Here is a 17,669-nt window from a genome sequence, read left to right on the forward strand (position 1 = left end):
CCGGTTTGCGCGTGCTCAAATGGGACGGGCGGGGTTGCCGACAACAGTTGCTCCGGCGGGGACGTCCTTCGTGACGACGCTGCCTGCACCGACGATGGCGCGGTCTCCGATCGTGACGCCGGGCATGATGATCGCGCCACCGCCGATCCAGACGTTTTCGCCGATTGTCACCGGGTGGTCGATTTCCAGACCCTGTGCGCGCAGGACTGGGTCTTTGGCGTGTTGGGCGCAATAGATCTGCACCGTGGGGCCGAGCATCGAGTCACTGCCGATGCGAACAGGCGCGGTGTCGAGAATGACACAGCCCGCATTCAGATACACCCGGTCGCCCAGCGACAGGTTCATTCCATAAGCGCAGTGAAACGGGGCCTCGAAATAGCAATCTTGCCCGATCCCCGCAAAGAGCGCCGCCAATTCGGGAGCTATAGCCCCTCGGTCGTCGGGCGGGCAGGTGTTGTGGGCATGGACCGCGCGGCGTGCTTTCATACGAAGCACTTCCAGTTCGGGGTCGAGGCAGCAATACCACTCGCCTGCCGCCATTTTCTGCCGCTCGGTCATGAAACCCGTCTTAGCGCATCCGCAGGGCACCGTCGATGCGGATGACCTCTCCGTTCAGGTAGCCCATCTCGACGATGAACCCGGCCAGACGACCGTATTCGCGCGGGTCGCCGAGGCGAGCAGGGTTGGGGACGTCCGCCGCAAGCTGTTGCTGCACCTCTTCGGGCAGACCAGCCAGCATCGGGGTCATGAAGATGCCCGGTGCGATGGCCATCACACGGATACCAGTCGAGGCCAGATCGCGCGCCATGGGTAGGGTCATGCCGACCACGCCGCCTTTCGAGGCTGCATAGGCCGCCTGACCTTTTTGCCCGTCAAAGGCGGCGATGGAGGCGGTGTTAATAATCACGCCGCGCGCGCCATCTGGTTCAGGATCATTCTTTGCCATCTCTGCGGCAGCAAGACGCGAGACGTTGAAGGAGCCGACCAGATTGATGTCGATGGTACGCTGGAACGCCTCCAGAGGGTGGGGGCCGTCTTTGCCAACCGTTTTGGCTCCGATCGCGATCCCGGCGCAGTTCACGGCGGCGGTGATGCGACCCATCTTGTCCATCGCATGTGCAATCGCTGAAGCGACCGAGGCCTCATCCGTCACATCGGTTTGTGCGAAATGTCCGCCGATTTCAGCCGCGACCTGCGGGCCACGCTCGGCGTCGCGGTCAAGGATTGTGACCTGCGCGCCGTTCTCGGCAAAGTGACGGGCTGTGGCTTCACCCAGGCCGGAGGCTCCGCCGGTGATCACCGCAGCTGTGGTTGAGAGTTGCATGGCGGGTTCCTTCCTGATCTGAACACTTGTTCAGATAATCCCAACCATGGCCTCCTGTCCAGTCACAGCTTTGATCAATCAAGCCTGCTGCGCTGCTGCATCGGCGTGACGCCAAACGCAGCCCGGTACACACGCGAGAAATGGCCGGCGCTTTCGAAACCGCAGGCAAAGGCGACCTCGGTCACCGAAGATTCGGTCTGCAACAGCAGATTGCGGGCGCGGTCCAGCCGCAATTCCATGAAGTATTTCTTAGGCGAGGTGTTCAGGAATTTCCCAAACAGGCGCTCCAGTTGCCGGGTTGAGATGCCGATATCGCTGGCAATGACCGAGGGGGACAACGGGCTTTGGATATTGTCGGTCATGATGTGGATTGCCTTGGCCAGATGCGCGTTCCGCATCCCGTTACGCGATTGCAGCGAGACGCGCTGATCGGCAGTGGCGTTGCGCACGGCGTTATAGACCATCTGATCGGCCACTGCGACCGACAGGTCGTGGCCGTGGTCGCGTTCGATCAGGTGCAGCATCAAATCGGCGGTCGCGGTGCCGCCCGAGGCGGTCATGTGTTTTTCGTCGGCGACAAAGACGCTGCGAACAAGATTGATCTCGGGGAAGGCCTCCATGAAAGCATCATGGTATTCCCAATGGATCGCCGCCTGCATCCCATCCAAAAATCCGGCCTCGGCCAGCAGCCATGCACCGGAACACAAGGCGCTGATATTGGTGCCCCGTGCCCGCTCTCGGCGCAGGGTTGCGAGCAGCGGACGCGAGACGTGATTGCGCATGTTTATTCCTGACAGAACAAACAGTTGGTCACATTTTGGGATAGATCCCAATCCGCCATGCACCAAAGTGACCGATCCGTTTGAACAGACCGCATGCTCAGCGTGTTCGGACAGGAAGGACCATCGATAAAGATCTTCCTCGGCCAGCAAATTTGCGATCCGCAATGGCTCGACCGCGCAGGAGAAGGCGAGATGCGAGAATTCCTCGACCAGTATGAAGGCGTAGTGCTGTGTTTGGCTCATCGATAGGACCGGAATCAGGGCGTTCTGACTGTTTTCTGCATGCTGCACGAAAACTAACTGTATACAACATGTATTTTTATACGATACCAGAGGGCAAGCTATCGATTCGCGGGATCGTGATGAAGGGGATCGGATGAGGGACGAAGGGAAATCACCAAAAGAGGCGTTGGCTGAGCATCTGAAGATGTCGGTTCTGACCCTGCGTTTGCGTCCCGGAGAAGATTTGGACGAGGCGCAACTGTCGCAGGCCTTTGGCTTGTCGCGCACGCCTTTGCGCGAAGTGTTCCGGCAGTTGGCCGGTGAGGGGTATCTGGACCTGCGCACCCATCGCGGGGCGCGGGTGTCAGAGATGTCTCATACCACGCTACGCGATTTCTTTCTGGTTGCGCCGATGGTCTATGGCGCGGTGCTGCGTCTGGCCGCGGCGAATGCGACGCACGATCAGATCGATCAGTTGAAAGAGGCGCAAGAGACGTTTCGGCAAGCCTTGCGTACAGGCTCAGCTGAGGAGCGGACGCTGGCCAATACCCGGTTTCACGAGGTGACCGGAGAGATGGCGGGGAATGTCTATTTATCCCCATCGTTCAACCGGTTGCTGATCGATCACGCGCGGATCGGGATGACATTTTATCGCCCGCAGACCGCACGAATGGCTGAGAACCTTTCAGAGGCGAGCGACCAGCATGACGCCATCATCGCCGCCATCGAGGCGGGCGATGAGGCGGCTGCTGCGCAGCTGGCCGACGACCACTGGACCCTGTCACGCGATCAGATCGAGCTGTTCGTGATGCCCGAGGGGTTGGATTTTCCGCTGGGGCAGGTCCCCGGCAAGACATCTGCATGAGGGACACATGACTCCGATCTTCAGATTTGAGGGTATTTATACGCCGGTGGTGACACCCTACGCGGCGGATGGTGGCGTGAACTGGGACGCGTTGGCCGAGGTGATCGAGTACCTGATCGAGAATGGTGTGCACGGGCTGATCTCGGGCGGGTCCACCGGCGAAAACTATGCGCAGACCGTCGATGAGCGGCTGGAACTGGCGCGCTTTACGCATGAACAACTGAAGGAGCGTGTGCCTCTGGTTGTGGGAACGGGGGCGATGCTGACCGGGGATTCCGTCGCTTTAGCCTCAGGTGCGCGAGACCTAGGCGCAGATGCGATCTTGTTGGCCAGCCCGCCCTATTCGGTGCCGACCGACCGCGAGAATGCGCTGAATGCGCTGGCAATCGACAAGGCGGCTGACCTGCCGGTGATGCTGTACAACTATCCGCACCGGACCGGCACGATGATGGGGGAAGAATTCCTGGACCGCGTAGGCCGCAGCCGGAACTTCTGTGGCATCAAGGAAAGCTCGGGCGATATCAACCGGGTTCATCTGCTGGCGCGGGATTATCCGCATATTCAGCTGGGCTGCGGCATGGATGATCAGGCGCTGGAGTTCTTCGCCTGGGGAGCGCCGTTCTGGGTCTGTGGTGGGTCGAACTTTCTGCCCGCCGAACACGTGGCGCTGTATCAGGCTTGTGTGATCGAGGGCAACTTTGCCAAGGGCCGTCGCATCATGAGCGCGCTGATGCCGCTGATGCGGGTGCTGGAGCAGGGCGGCAAGTTCATCCAGACGATCAAACATGGCGTCACCATGAACGGGATTGACGCAGGCGTGGTGAGGCCGCCTCTGAAAGGTTTGAACAAAGATGACAAACGCGCGCTGGAGCAGGTGACGCGCGTTCTGAAACGCAAAATCGCAGATATCGTGGCGGAGGGTTAAGGCATGGGCTTGTTGACGAAAGACGAATACGAATCCATCGCTGCGCATCTGGATCTGCCGACGGGCGCTTTCATCGATGGCGGCTACCGCCCGGCGACCTCAGGGCAGGTGTTCGAGACTATCAATCCAGCCACCGGGGCTGTGCTGACCAGCATTGCTGCCTGCGGATCGGAGGATGTGGATTTTGCGGTCGAAAAGGCGCGAGAAGCCTTTGACGACGGGCGTTGGTCAAAGATGCACCCCTCGGATCGCAAGGACATTCTGATCCGCCTGTGCAAGCTGCTTACCCGCAACGCGCGGGAACTGGCGGTGATGGAGAGCATCGATAGCGGCAAGACCATCTTTGATTGCGAAACCGTTGATGTTCCCGAGACGATCCACTGCCTGAAATGGCATGCCGAGGCGATCGATAAGATCTATGATCAGGTCTCGCCCGCCAGCGATGATCACATTGCCATGGTGGTGCGCGAGCCCATTGGTGTGGTTGGGCTGGTCCTGCCGTGGAACTTCCCTCTGCTTATGCTGGCGTGGAAGATCGGGCCGGCGCTGGCGGCGGGGTGTTCAGTGGTGCTGAAGCCGGCGGCCGAGACTTCTCTGACCGCTTTAAAGGTGGCGGAGCTGGCGTCTGAGGCCGGGTTGCCGCGCGGTGTGCTGAATGTAGTGCCCGGCGGTGGTGCCGAGGTGGGCGAACCCATCGGGCGGCATATGGACATCGACATGGTGTCTTTTACCGGCTCGACCGTAACCGGAAAGAAGTTCCTGAGCTATTCCGCTGAAAGCAATGCCAAGGAAGTTGTGCTTGAAATGGGCGGCAAAAACCCGGCCATCGTCTTGCACGATGCGGAAAATCTGGATCGGGTGGCGGCGCATGTCGTCAATGGCGCATTCTGGAACATGGGCGAGAATTGCTCGGCCTCGTCGCGGTTGATCGTGCATAAGGACGTGAAGGCAGAACTGCTGGAACGGATCGCGCATCATGCCAAGCACTGGAATGTCGGCGACCCGTTGGACCCAGAGACCCGCATGGGCGCGCTTGTCAGCGAGGGGCATTATTCCAAGGTGTGCGGCTATCTGGATCAGGCCGAGACTGTGCTGATTGGTGGCAAGGCGGAGAATGGGTTTGTTGAAGCCACGGTGGTCGAGGTGCCCGGAAACGATGCCACGCTGGCGCGCGAGGAGATCTTTGGCCCGGTTTTGTCGGTGATCGAAGTTTCGGGCTTTGACGAGGCGATCAGCATTGCCAATGACACCGAGTATGGGCTGTGCGCCTCGATCTTCACGGCCAACGCCAAACGCGCGATCCGGGGCGCGCGGGCGATCCGGGCGGGTACCGTCACGATCAACAGCTTTGGTGAAGGGGATATCACCACACCCTTTGGTGGCTACAAGCAGTCCGGGTTTGGTGGCCGGGACAACTCGGTTCACGCCCATGATCAGTATACCCAGCTGAAAACCATCTGGATTGATCTGGCCGATGACGAAGATGAGGCGGTAGATTGACGATCTACACCGCCAAACGTTTGCCCCGGCAAACCGGCGTGGCAGGATGGAATGCCATCATGCCTCTGCAGCAAGACCTGCCTCGGCTTGAGCAAGACCAGACCGCAGATGTGACCATCATCGGCGGTGGTTTTGCCGGGCTGTCCGCAGCGCTGAGGCTGCATCAGCTTGATCCGGCGCTGAAGGTTGTGGTGCTTGAGGCTGGGCGCTTTGCGGAAGGCTCTGCCGGGCGCAACTCGGGGTTCATGATCGATCTGCCGCATGACTTGGCCTCGGACAATTACGCCAGCGATGGGCTGGAGGCAGATCGGGCCACAATCGCGCTGAATCGCCAGGCGATTTCCTTTGCGACCCGGGTAGCCGCTGAGTGCGACCTGTCGCCGGAGATGTTCGACCCGTGCGGCAAGATCAACGCTGCTGCGACCGCAGCGGGTGATCGGCACAACGCAGACTACGCAGTGCATCTGGCGCGATTGGGAGAGCCCCACGAGCTTTATGATGCACAGCAGATGCAGGCGCTGACAGGCAGCCCGCATTACACATCTGGTCTGTTTGCGCCCGGGACGGTGATGATCCAGCCTGCAGCCTATGTGCGGGCTCTCTCAACGCATCTGGCTGGGCGGATCGGTGTTTATGAAAACTCTGCCGTGACCGGGTTTCGCAAACAAGGCGGTGGCTGGTTGGTCGAGACCGAACAGGCGCGGGTTTCGACGGGGCGGATCGTGATGGCAACGAATGGTCACCTGGAAAGCTTTGGGTTTTACCAGCGGCGTCTGATGCACATCTGCCTCTACGCGTCGATAACGGAACCGCTGACACCAGATCAGATCGCCACGCTGGGCGGACAGCCACGCTGGTCGGTAACGCCAGCGGATCCGATGGGCACTTCGGTCCGGCGGGTTTCGGGCAGTTATGGGGATCGCATTCTGATCCGGACCTGTTCAAGCTTTCATCCTGAAATCCACAGCGGCGACAGCCATTTGAAACGGGCAGGCGCGGTGCACGATCGTAAGTTTCAGGAGCGATTTCCCAACTTGCCGAATGTACAGATGCAGCACCGTTGGGCTGGGATGCTGTGCCTCAGCCGCAATGGCTCGGCCGCGTTTGGTGAGATCGAGCAGGGTGTATATGCCGCCTGCTGTCAAAACGGATTGGGTATAGCGCGAGGAACACTGCAAGGAATGGGCGTGGCAGAGCTTGTGCAGGGGAAAGACTCCCAGATTGCAGATCATTTTCTGGCGCAACCGATGCCACCGCGTTTGCCACCCGAGCCCTTCGCTTCGGTTGGGGCCAATGCGTATCTGCGCTGGAAAGAGTGGCGATCAGGGGCGGAATAGCTTGCAGGCTGGTCAGGGCAGGCTGAGCTTTGCCATCCGTCCGCCATCGATCGTGTAAATTTGACCGGTGACAAAACCCGCTTCCTCGGCTGCCAAGAACGCGACCAGTGCGGCGACTTCTTTCGGGTCGCCGGTACGGCCTACGGGATGAATGCGGGCGATATCCCGGCGGAATGCGCCGGGGTCGTTCATGCTCTCGATGAAATCGATGTTGAGGTCTGTGTCGATCCAGCCCGGTGCCACTGCATTGCAGCGAATGCCTTCTGCTCCGTGATCCACGGCAACCGCGCGGGTCAGCCCATGCAGCCCGGCCTTAGAGGCGCAGTAGGCGGCGTGGCCGGGGTTGCTGCCCAACCCCTCGACCGAGCCGATATTGACGATGCTGCCCTTGGTTTTGCGCAGATGTGGCAGTGCAGCCTGGATCAGCAGGAACGGGGCGGTCAGGTTGACCATGAGGTTGCGTTGCCAATCTTCAAGCGGCATGTCGTTGACGGAAGCCTCCTGCATCATGCCTGCATTGTTGATCAGTACGTCCAGCTGGCCCGCGCTGTCCACAACCTGCTTGATGATCTGCGCCGGGCTTTCCGGGTTGGCAAAATCCGCTGGGATAGAGGGGAACTCATCATCTTTACCGCGCTGCGCAGTGTAGACATTTGCCCCTTCTTCGCGCAGCCGCCGGGCGATGGCTTGTCCGATGCCACTGCGGCCACCGGTCACGAGCGCTGTTTTTCCTGCAAATCTTTTCATTGCACCGGCTTGCCCCCATTCACTTCGACCAGAGCACCACACATGTAGCGCGCCGAATCCGAGGCGAGAAAAAGGATCACTTCGGCTATATCTTCGGGTTCGGCGATACGCCCTAAAGGCACCGACTTCCCAAGCTCGGCAATCGCCGTATCAGGATCGAACCCACGTTTGGCAAAGCCCGAACGCAGCATCGGTGTGTTCACCTCGTTCGGGCAAACGGCGTTGATGCGGATGCCCTGATGGGCGTGATCGTGCCCCATGCATTGGGTGAGGCTGGCAATGGCCGCTTTGGTCATGCAGTACACCGCATGATCCGGGCCAGGTCGAAGGCCCCAGCACGAGGCAGTGTTCACAATAGCACCGCCACCCGCCGCCATGATTGGAATCGCAGCGCGGCAGATACGGAAAGGGGCCTCGACATTCACTCCGATGGACAGGGCCCAATCCTCATCGGATGTTTCAGTCACCGGGCCGCGGGTGATCACGCCTGCATTGTTGATCACGATATCAAGACCATCCAGCGCCTGATGCGCGGCCAAGGCCAGCCCGTCGCAATAGTCGGGATCGCGCAGATCGCCGGGCAGATGCGCCTCGGCTTCAAGGCTGCCCACATCGCGGTCAGCAACAGCCACACGCGCGCCTTCGGCCCGCAGCTGGCTGACGATGGCGGCCCCGATCCCGCCCGACGCCCCTGTGACGAGTGCGGTTTTTTCAGCGAACCTCATTCGTGTACCTCCCCGGGATTTAGTAGGACTGGTTCAGCTCATCCGCAGCCGGTATTTCACGCTCGCGCCGGGCGATGTAATCCAGCAGCTCTTCGTTCTTGGCGATATCGAGCGTTGGTTCCTGATACTCGGCCAGCAGCTTGCGGGCGTGTTTGAGCGCGCGTTCGGTGATTTCAACACAACCCTCAGCCTGCCATTGTTCGATCGAGTTGTTGTCGAACATATCCGGCATGAAGAATGCGCTCTGGAAATTGTCCTGCGTATGCGGATGCCCAAGGTAATGCCCGCCCGGACCGATATCACCGACTGCCGAAACGGCCTGATCGAAATCGCCCCATTTCGGGCCCTCGGCCATGCGATAGGCCATGGCGCATTGTTCCGCGTCAACGATGAACTTGGCGGTCGAGCAGTGCATCCCGGCCTCGTTCCAGCCCGCCGAGTGCCAGATGTAGTTCGCACCAGCATGGATGACCGCCTGCAAGGTAGTGGCAGATTCATAGCCTGCCTGCGCGTCGAACGTCTTGGCTCCGCCCAGAGTGTTTGAGGTACGCCAAGGCACTTCGTAGTGCCGCGCCATCTGGCCGATCATAAAATTCATCAGGCTGATCTCGGGCGTGCCTGCCATCGGCGCTCCGGATTTCATCGAAACGGTCGACAGGTAGTGCCCGTAGATTGCGGGCGCGCCCTTGCGGATCACCTGCGTATAGGCCAGCGCGCTGAGCGCCTCGGCATTCAGTTGCGCCACGGTCGCCGGAACGCTGGCGGGCGTATTGGCCCCGCCCAGAACGAAGGGCGAGCACAACACCGGCTGCTTTCGGCGACAGAAGGCACGCATCGCGCCCAGCATGGTTTCATCCCAAACCAGCGGCGAATTGCCGTTGCAATTACCAGTGGTGACCGGGTGATCTTCAAGGAAATCCTCGCCGAACAGGATGGCACACATCTCCATGACATCTTCGGCATTCTTGGGGCTGGTGGTCATGCCCATGAAGGTTTTGTCAGAGTGCTTCATTGACGAATAGGTAATCCGCAGATGCCGCTGACTGATCGGGTGATCATAGGGCTCCACGATGTGATGGGCCGAGGAATGCAGCGCGGGCAACATATGGCTGAGCTTGTGGAACATCGCCAGATCGTCCAGCGTCGGGTTGCGGCGCACATCTTCCAGATCGCGCAGGAACGGCGCGCCGGTCATTGGCACGAAGATCGAGTGTTTGCCGCCCAGCCGCACGTTCTTTTTCGGATCGCGCGCGTGGTAGGCGAAATCTGACGGAATGGTCGCGATCAGCTCACGCACCAGACCGCGATCCAGATAGACGAACTCGCCTTCTACCTTGGCACCAGCCTTCTTCCAGTCTTCCAGAGCGATGGGGTCACGGAACTGAACGCCTACGTTTTCCAGAATATCCATCGAGGCCGCATCAATGCGTTCTACCTGGGCGCCGTCCATAACCTCGCATAACGGAATGCCGCGGGTCAGGCCCGGCAGCATCTCGAAGTTTGGAGCGGTGCGCATGGCGCGCCGGGCAGAGCGCCCTCCGGTACGTGTGGCTGTGGCAGTTCTGGTCATATGGTGCCTCCTTCCGGTTCAGAGTGGAACGGAAAGGGTGAGGTCCACATGCAGGAATGCGAAAGACTGTTGCGAAATGCGACGTTGGGGTTTCGTCAAATAAACGGCAACTCGAAGGAGGTTCACTAAAGCATCTCAAACGCATCTTTGTGGGAGTTTGTGTTTAACATCACGCAATGGCAGCGAAGCAGACGATGGGGCCAAAGAATTGCGGCCAAAAGTGACTAGTCCGCCCGCAGACTGTATTCTGATTAATGTATCGGCACCATTCGAGACGGGCTTAATCCATGTGGGAGCGGGGCATTAGGAACTCTCAGCAACCAAATCTGATCGTAAGGAGCGTGGCAAAAGCTGCCCTGTCTGTGCGGGTAAAACTGCTGATGGCGTTTTTGGGTATCACCTTGTTGCTTTTGGGATTGGCTCTTTTTGCGGTGTCGGCCTTGCAGCAATCGAACAGGCGTGTCGATGCGATGATCCATGATCAGGAGAGGATTGCATATTTCAACGAAATCCATTTGGCGCTGAGCGAGTTGAACCTGATGAACTTGTCCTTGGTCATCGATCAGACGCCCGGGGACGACTCGGACGAAATTTTTGCATTTTCAACCGGCAATTTCATCGGTCAGATCGAGAACCTGCAACATCACATTGCGCAAGGGATACGTCGATTCCTGCAGGCGGGCAGCAAAGAGTTCCAAACCATTGATGAAATCCGCGCAGATTTGGGCGACATCAAAACCAAGGCCGCCGCCATGGTGCGGTTTCGAAGAGACGGAGACATGCAGAATCTCGCCGAATTGGGATTGGATCAGATTTTTCGCCAAGTTCGTTCACTGCAAAGCGATGCGTATAATCTTGTGCAGGGCGCCGAAGCAGAGATGCGTGACCGGGCAAATAGGAATGCCGAAGTTTACCAATCGACGCGCAAAATGGTCGTGGCGGCGGCAACAATTGCAATGGGGGCAGCCCTTTTTCTTGGCTACGCAATCTCTTCGTCACTGATCTGGCCAATGCGCCGAATTGGCCAAACACTTAGCGTTGTCGCCGAAGGAGATTTCGCGGCGCGAGTTGATGTCCCCAATCGCGACGAGCTTGGCAAATTGGCAAACGACGTGAATGCAACAAGTGCGCGGCTGGGTGATCTTTATGAACAGGTAGAGACCCAGCGAGCCGAACTGGAAGCCGAATACGACCGGTCGGAAAAGTTGCTTTACAATCTGCTGCCAGAAGACATTGCGGTAAGATTGAAGCTTGAGCCAGACCAGACTATCGCTGACAGTTTGCCCAAGGTTGCAATACTATTCGCTGATATCGTGGATTTCACGCCACGGGCATCGAAACTGCCACCGGAAGATGTAGTCGGGTTTCTGAACAAGATCTTTCGTCTATTTGATGAATTGGCCGACAAACACGGATTGGAAAAGATCAAGACAATTGGTGATGCCTATATGGTCGCGGCAGGTATGCCGTCTCCGGTCGGCGACCCGGTGCATCGTGTCGCCGAGATGGCTCTGGACGTGCAGCGGTCGGTTGCGGAAATGTCACCTGATTTTCCGGATGGGCTTCAAGTAAGAATCGGACTTCACGCAGGGCCTGCTGTCGCCGGTGTCATTGGAAACCAGAAGTTGTTCTATGATGTTTGGGGGGAAACGGTGAACACCGCCAGCCGGATGGAGAGCCACGGTGAACCGGGGAGGATCCAGGTAACGGGTGCCGCAAAAGAGGAACTTGAAGCGGACTACGACTTCGAACCCCGAGGCGTGGTGGAGATAAAGGGATTGGGTGCTGTGAAAACGTGGTTCCTGATCGGTTCTAAAACCAAAAGCTGACCACTACGTCTCGACCTAATTAATCTGCCACTTCTACCTCAATGGACGGCCACCCGGCGGCGACCGCCCAATTTGGCTCAGCCCAACTGAACCAGCGCGTGGCGTTTCTTGCCCGCGCTGAGTTTGATGGGCGAGGACAGTGCGCCTGCGTCGATCATCAGGCCCGCGTCGGTCAGCGGAGCATCGTCTAGCTTGGCACCGTTTTCGGCGATCAGGCGCTTGGCTTCTTTGCCCGATTTGGCGAGGCCGGATTTGACGATCAGCTGGACGATGGACATGCCGTCACCCAGCTCTAATGCGCTGAGGGTCAGGGTCGGGAGGTCTCCGCCAACGCCGCCCTTTTCGAACACCTCGCGCGCGGTCGCCTCGGCGGTTGCAGCGGCTTCTGCACCGTGCAGCAGAGTTGTGACTTCGTTGGCGAGGCGGATTTTGGCCTCGTTGATCTCGGACCCTTGCATCGCGGCCATGCGGTCGCATTCGTCCACCGGAAGCTCGGTGAAGATTTTCAGGAACCGTCCCACATCGGCGTCGGTCGTGTTGCGCCAGAACTGCCAGAACTCATAGGCGCTCAGCATGTCGCCGTTCAACCAAACCGCACCGCCCTGTGATTTGCCCATCTTGCGGCCATCGCTGGTGGTCAGCAGGGGGGTCGTGAGGCCATAGATCTCGTGATCCAGCACCCGGCGGGTTAGGTCGATGCCGTTGACGATGTTGCCCCACTGGTCAGAGCCGCCCATCTGCAGAACGCAGTTATACCGGCGGTTCAGTTCGAGGAAGTCATAAGCCTGCAGGATCATGTAGTTGAATTCGAGAAAGCTCAGCGACTGTTCACGATCCAACCGCGATTTCACCGATTCAAAGCTGAGCATCCGGTTGACCGAGAAATGCCGCCCAATATCGCGCAGGAAATCGAGGTAGTTCAGGCTATCCAGCCATTCGGCATTGTTCAGCATCAGCGCGCCGGTCTCGCTGTCATCGTAAGACAGGTATTTCGAGAACACCTGCTTCATGCCTGCGATATTGGCGTCGATCTGTTCAGGGCCCAGCAGGGGGCGTTCATCCGAACGGAACGAGGGATCGCCCACCTTGGTGGTGCCGCCGCCCATCAGGGTAATTGGCTTGTGGCCGGTTTTCTGCAACCAGCGCAGCACCATAATGTTCATCAGGTGACCTACATGCAGCGACTGTGCGGTGGCGTCATAGCCGATATAAGCCGTCTGCACCCCAGAGATCAGCGCGTCGTCAAGGCCCTGATAATCGGTGCAGTCGGCGAGAAAGCCGCGCTCGATCATCGTGGCGATGAAATCCGATTTGGGGTGGTAGGTCATGACGCTCAACAGGCCTTGTGTTCTGGCCCTCTCTGCAAGGGCTGGTGTAAGTCATAGGTCAGTAATTTCAAAACCAGACCCGCTTGGTCGCACGACGGAAGGTACATTCATGCGACTGGCCTTCTAATTCCCTAAGTCTCGCGGAATGTCCAGTCATTGGCGAGCAAGTGCAGTCCGCACTGAAAGAATCTTGCGGATAAGCTTTCTGAGGGAAACGCGAAGAAATAACGCATAGCGAAACACAGAATATCGCGTCAGTCTTTGAAGCGTACCAAGTCCTGCCGGATAACCTCTGGTTCTAGCGTGCAGTGTGTCTGGACAGAAGCGGCTTTTCATTCTTGATGTGGCGTTCAATCAGTTGCTTTTGCAGCTTCCCGGATGGGATCGGGCAGGCGGGCTTGGGGGCAAATTCCAGTTCTGCTATCTCGGGGAATATGCTCAGGATTTCTGTTCGTGCTTCTGGACTGATGGCCTTGAGCACTTCCGGTCCGGTAAACAGGCTTTCCGATGGTGCGCCTTCGGCATAGACTACCTCGTGCTGTCCAAAAAGAAGGTGAAAATACTCGACGCTCTGGGCATCCTGATCGATGAAAATACCGGGCAGCGAAGTCAGATTGACGGCGGGTACCAGAACTTCGGAAGTCCTGAACATACGTTCGACAATCTTTGAAGACACCAGCATCCGGTGCTGCCGGGACACCACAAGATCACGCTGAGGCAAGCCCAGACCTAACGCTCCGGCGCTGATACGAACCGGGCGCAGTTTGGGGTTTGCAGCCAGTTCCGGGGCAGATATCGTACGGCGAAACACCCGCAGCAGGGTGGCAAATCCGGGCCCATCACCTGTGGGATCAAACACTTCGACGTCATCGCTGGCTTTCAGATCCTCGACCGCCTTATGACCACCCCTTACCCGAATATTCGTGCCACTGGTGAAACAGGGAACAAAGTCGTCAACGGGCAGATTAACGACTGGACTGGCGAAGGCACCGTCACCCAGCGCCGTGATCGTCAGTGTTGTGTTGAGCGGGGGGACATCCCCCAAAAAGCCGATGAAGAATCCTTGCTCGGCTCCGCCGCCAAACGCGCCGTTGCCGCTGGAATCATAGTCGAAAACGCCAATCGTGTAGGTATTGGTGCCATCCGTGACTATGTAATTGTAGTCCCAGGCAATTGCATTCCCCAGATAGGTTTGCGTGGGATCGTCTGGGAATTCGTTGTTTACACCGTCTCCTTCGATGGTGTTGGGGTCAACACCATCAGTAATTTCGATCGTATTGTACGCGGAGATCTGAAATGTCGTTCCAACGCCGCCGAATTGGGCCTGGTTCGTGGTCAGAGTCGTGTCCGTCCGAAATGCACCGTATATGTTTGGCATAAACCCTGTTCAGGCCAATTCACTGCCGCTTTTTACTAAGCGGTATGAACCTACTCACCCGTCCTCAATTTGTTGTCTGTGCTTTGCTGCATATTAGTATCTCATCTATAAGCATTGGTGCAACATTTGCGATTATCCAGGGTTTTGAGCCTGCGCTTTTATTGCACTGAACATCCCAAAGTACCGGCCATTATTCAGTCGCTTTGTTTCAATGAAAATCTGATGAAGCTGAGCTATATGGAATGATCGTAGGTGCTTCAGACCAAGTGGAACACTGAAACCGGCGACGGGCATTCTTGGGAGAGCTTGGCACCTGCTGTAGCGATCTGCGAACATGTGGTAATGGACTTTGTACAGCTCTTTCATGAGCACTCGGAACTGCGCTGCGTTTGGGAACGCCTTGTCGCCTTCATTCGCGGTCTCGTACCTTTCGGAACTCTGTAGCGGCGCACGGTACAGGCGGGGGAAGAGGCAAGGAAAAGGCACCTTTTCCAAGAAAAATGAAGCTCGCGCATGATGTGTCTTGCCTTGGCTTTGCATTACCGTGCAGGTTGTGCTCAGAACCCGGCGAAACGGGTGGAGAGACGCAATACGAGGTCGGCGTGGGCAGGGTCATCAGCAAATCGGGGGCGATCAGAGCGTTGGGGGCCATGTCGGGCACATCGCTGGACGGTGTGGACGCTGCGGTCGTTGAAACCGATGGGCAGCAGATATTCGGCTTTGGTCCCAGCGGGTATCGCGCTTATTCCGAAGAAGAGCGTGCCTCACTGCGCGCGGCGCTGGGGCTTTGGCATGGACCAAAGGTTGATATTTCGGCTGAATTGGTGACCCGGGCACATGCCGAGGTTCTTTCAGAGTTCGAAGAGGTCGACCTGATCGGCTTCCACGGTCAGACATTGGCACATGAGCCGCGTGGGCGTGGCACGTTGCAGGTGGGTGACGGGTTGGGTCTGTCGCAGGCTTTGGGGCTGCCGGTGGTCTGGGATTTTCGCAGCGATGATGTGGCGCTGGGCGGAGAGGGTGCGCCTCTGGCCCCGTTCTTTCATTTCGCCTGCGCCAAATGGATCGGGGCGGAAGAGCCGCTGTGTTTCCTCAATCTGGGCGGTGTTGGGAACCTGACCTATGTTGACCCGTCTTTTGACGGGCCAGAAGCGCCAGGGGCGTTGCTGGCTTTCGACACCGGACCTGCCAACGCGCCGGTTGACGATCTGATGCAGGCGCGCTTGGGGTTGCCGATGGATCGGGACGGCGCGCTGGCCCGAGAGGGTACGGTCGAGACCGGCGCACTGGAGCTGTTTCTGGCCGAGCCCTATTTCAACCGAATGCCGCCCAAATCGCTGGACCGGAATGATTTCTCGGAAATGATCGGTCTTGTGACCGAGCTGAGCGATGCGGATGCGGTGGCCACGTTGACCGGGATGAGCGCTGCGGGTGTGCTGCAGGGGATGGAGCATTGTCCCAAGCCGCCTGTGCGCATGCTGGTTACCGGTGGCGGACGTCACAACCCAGTGCTGATGGAAATGCTGCGCGTGTCGCTGGATTGCCCGGTCGAGCCGGTTGAGGCGGTTGGGCTGGATGGCGATATGCTGGAGGCGCAGGCCTTTGCCTATCTCGCCGTGCGTGTGGCGCGGGGATTGCCGACCTCATGCCCGGGTACCACCGGGGTAAGTGCGCTGGTCGGGGGCGGTGTCGTGTCGTCTCCGGCGAGGGGTGTCGTGGTGAGCGGGTAGGGGGCTCTGCCCCCGTCGCTGCGCGACTCCCCCGAGGTATTTTTGGCCAGATGAAGGGACGGATCTAGCGATTTAGGGCGCGGGCGTAATCCAGGGTGAATTCGGTGTAGCCGTCCGAGGTGGATTGCAGGTGTGCCTGGGTCCAGCGGTGGAAGGCTGGAAGGTGGTGGAAAGGCACGTTTGGAAAGGCGTGGTGTTCCGCGTGGTAGGGCATGTTCCAGGCCAGAAATCGGATCATTCGATTGGTAAAGGTGGTACGGGAGTTTTCGAGCATATTTGCCACCGGCGGGCAGAGGCCGTGTTCGGCGAGCAGGTATAGGCGCAGGAAAGGCTGGCCGATAAGGGCGGGCAGAAGCCAGAGCCAGAACAACAAGGGGCTGAAGAACAGGCTGAGTGCGGCCAGGGCATATAGTGTGGATAATATTCGGGCTTCGGTTCGTATGGCGCGGTGCTGGCGGGTTGGCAGGTAAGCGGCGTCAATCCTGCCGCGCGCGTTGTCGGTCAACACACAGGCCATACCCGTCCAATATGGCCAGCCGCTGAGATAGATCGCAAGGCTGCGCCAGTTTTCGGGGCGGGGTTTGCCGCCAAGTTCCGGGTCTTTGGTCGGGTGGTTTGTCCATTTGTGATGGGCAAGGTGAAAGTAGCGAAACCATGTGAACGGCAGGCAGATGGGAATTGAGACAAGGTGCCCAACCGCTTCGTTGATCCAAGGGGTTTTGAACGGCGTCTTGTGGGTGCATTCGTGGCTGAGCGTAAAGAGGAAAACCAGCAATAGGCCTTGCGGCAGGAGCAATAGTGGCCAGAGGGGAACCTGTAGGATGATACCGGTGCTGGTTGCTGTCAAAGCGCCGAAATAGATCGCTAGATGTCTGAGACCTGCCGTGTCTGACCGCTGTTGCAGCCTGTCCTTGGTCTCGGGCGGGATCGCGGCGATCAGGGCGCGGTGGTCCATGGAATTACACTCCTGGAATGTCAAAACCGGGTGGCGCGAGCTCAAACCCGTCAAATTCAAATCCCGGTGAAACAGTGCAACTGACTAGCGTGTAGTCTCCACTGCTGCGCGCCGCCTGCCAATGGCCCTTGGGTACAATAAGCTGCGGTGCGCCTTGGGTCAGATCAGGTGTGAGGGTGTGGTCTTTGGCAGGGCCTGTATCGGAGGCGCTGAGCGAGAGGATCAGCGGAGCGCCGGAATGGTAGAGCCAGATCTCGGTCGCATCTACCTTGTGCCAGTGGCTGCGCTCACCCTTTGCCAGTAGGAAGTAGATGCAAGTGCCGGTGGCACGGCCGGGATTGTCGGCACGCCAGGTCTCTTTGAACCAGCCGCCTTCGGGGTGCTGCTGCAGGTTCAGGTGTTGGATGATGTCTTGCGCGGTCATGGAAGCCTCGGGTCTGTTTGTGGGATTA

General features: G+C 58.5%; 16 protein-coding genes. 6 read left to right on the top strand and 10 right to left on the bottom strand.

Annotated features, from left to right (window positions below):
• Positions 1–15 precede the first annotated feature (15 nt).
• The 3 genes from ACR0L9_RS05995 to ACR0L9_RS06005 form a co-directional block, all read right to left on the bottom strand.
• On the bottom strand, positions 16–558 hold the full coding sequence (locus ACR0L9_RS05995) for a sugar O-acetyltransferase (protein ID WP_170509420.1): 543 nt from the start codon (positions 556–558) through the stop codon (positions 16–18).
• A 10-nt stretch (positions 559–568) separates the two neighbouring features.
• The gene (locus tag ACR0L9_RS06000; protein WP_170611046.1) at positions 569–1,324 is read right to left on the bottom strand and encodes a 3-hydroxyacyl-CoA dehydrogenase; all 756 of its coding nucleotides are present in this window, start codon (positions 1,322–1,324) and stop codon (positions 569–571) included.
• A gap of 74 nt (positions 1,325–1,398) precedes the next feature.
• Positions 1,399–2,349, bottom strand: a complete 951-nt coding sequence (locus tag ACR0L9_RS06005; protein WP_170396693.1) for a GlxA family transcriptional regulator — start codon at positions 2,347–2,349, stop codon at positions 1,399–1,401.
• Positions 2,350–2,482: 133 nt separating this feature from the next.
• Between ACR0L9_RS06005 and ACR0L9_RS06010 the strand changes: the two genes are divergently transcribed.
• Genes ACR0L9_RS06010 through ACR0L9_RS06025 form a run of 4 tightly spaced genes read left to right on the top strand, consistent with a single transcriptional unit; the run spans position 2,483 to position 6,955 of the window.
• Entirely contained in the window at positions 2,483–3,193 is a 711-nt protein-coding gene (locus ACR0L9_RS06010) for a GntR family transcriptional regulator (protein WP_170396695.1), read from the top strand.
• Between the two features lie 7 nt (positions 3,194–3,200).
• Entirely contained in the window at positions 3,201–4,118 is a 918-nt protein-coding gene (locus ACR0L9_RS06015) for a dihydrodipicolinate synthase family protein (protein WP_480895199.1), read from the top strand.
• A 3-nt stretch (positions 4,119–4,121) separates the two neighbouring features.
• The gene (locus ACR0L9_RS06020; protein WP_480895201.1) at positions 4,122–5,618 is read left to right on the top strand and encodes an aldehyde dehydrogenase; all 1,497 of its coding nucleotides are present in this window, start codon (positions 4,122–4,124) and stop codon (positions 5,616–5,618) included.
• Positions 5,615–6,955 carry an NAD(P)/FAD-dependent oxidoreductase gene (locus ACR0L9_RS06025; protein WP_480895203.1) on the top strand — a complete coding sequence of 447 codons (1,341 nt, stop codon included), beginning with the start codon at positions 5,615–5,617 and terminating at the stop codon, positions 6,953–6,955. The genes ACR0L9_RS06020 and ACR0L9_RS06025 overlap by 4 nt, the downstream gene beginning before the upstream one ends.
• Before the next feature lie 12 nt (positions 6,956–6,967).
• Here ACR0L9_RS06025 and ACR0L9_RS06030 read toward each other — a convergent pair whose 3' ends face one another.
• Genes ACR0L9_RS06030 through ACR0L9_RS06040 form a run of 3 tightly spaced genes read right to left on the bottom strand, consistent with a single transcriptional unit; the run spans position 6,968 to position 9,997 of the window.
• Positions 6,968–7,702, bottom strand: a complete 735-nt coding sequence (locus ACR0L9_RS06030) for an SDR family oxidoreductase (RefSeq protein ID WP_170817861.1) — start codon at positions 7,700–7,702, stop codon at positions 6,968–6,970.
• Positions 7,699–8,427 (bottom strand): SDR family NAD(P)-dependent oxidoreductase, encoded by a 729-nt coding sequence (locus ACR0L9_RS06035; protein ID WP_480895205.1) that lies wholly within the window; start codon positions 8,425–8,427, stop codon positions 7,699–7,701. The genes ACR0L9_RS06030 and ACR0L9_RS06035 overlap by 4 nt, the downstream gene beginning before the upstream one ends.
• A gap of 19 nt (positions 8,428–8,446) precedes the next feature.
• On the bottom strand, positions 8,447–9,997 hold the full coding sequence (locus ACR0L9_RS06040; protein ID WP_480895207.1) for a trimethylamine methyltransferase family protein: 1,551 nt from the start codon (positions 9,995–9,997) through the stop codon (positions 8,447–8,449).
• Positions 9,998–10,338: 341 nt separating this feature from the next.
• Between ACR0L9_RS06040 and ACR0L9_RS06045 the strand changes: the two genes are divergently transcribed.
• Positions 10,339–11,826 (top strand): adenylate/guanylate cyclase domain-containing protein, encoded by a 1,488-nt coding sequence (locus ACR0L9_RS06045; RefSeq protein WP_480895209.1) that lies wholly within the window; start codon positions 10,339–10,341, stop codon positions 11,824–11,826.
• A gap of 77 nt (positions 11,827–11,903) precedes the next feature.
• Here ACR0L9_RS06045 and tyrS read toward each other — a convergent pair whose 3' ends face one another.
• Together tyrS and ACR0L9_RS06055 are read right to left on the bottom strand one after the other, a co-directional pair.
• Complete coding sequence (gene tyrS / locus ACR0L9_RS06050; RefSeq protein WP_480895408.1) at positions 11,904–13,154, bottom strand: tyrosine--tRNA ligase; 1,251 nt, start codon at positions 13,152–13,154, stop codon at positions 11,904–11,906.
• Between the two features lie 298 nt (positions 13,155–13,452).
• A complete protein-coding gene (locus ACR0L9_RS06055) occupies positions 13,453–14,532 on the bottom strand; it encodes a Hint domain-containing protein (RefSeq protein WP_170509901.1) in 1,080 nt (359 codons plus the stop codon).
• A 650-nt stretch (positions 14,533–15,182) separates the two neighbouring features.
• On the opposite strand from ACR0L9_RS06055, the gene ACR0L9_RS06060 reads away from it, so the two are divergent.
• Positions 15,183–16,262, top strand: coding sequence for an anhydro-N-acetylmuramic acid kinase (locus ACR0L9_RS06060; protein WP_480613919.1), 1,080 nt, complete (start codon positions 15,183–15,185; stop codon positions 16,260–16,262).
• A gap of 64 nt (positions 16,263–16,326) precedes the next feature.
• On the opposite strand, the gene ACR0L9_RS06065 is transcribed toward ACR0L9_RS06060, so the two are convergent.
• Positions 16,327–17,217 (bottom strand): fatty acid desaturase, encoded by an 891-nt coding sequence (locus ACR0L9_RS06065; protein ID WP_480895211.1) that lies wholly within the window; start codon positions 17,215–17,217, stop codon positions 16,327–16,329.
• 4 nt (positions 17,218–17,221) lie between these two features.
• On the bottom strand, positions 17,222–17,641 hold the full coding sequence (locus ACR0L9_RS06070; RefSeq protein ID WP_170611016.1) for a cupin domain-containing protein: 420 nt from the start codon (positions 17,639–17,641) through the stop codon (positions 17,222–17,224).
• Between the last annotated feature and the right edge of the window lie 28 nt (positions 17,642–17,669).

This window comes from Ruegeria sp. I3 (genome assembly GCF_056532525.1).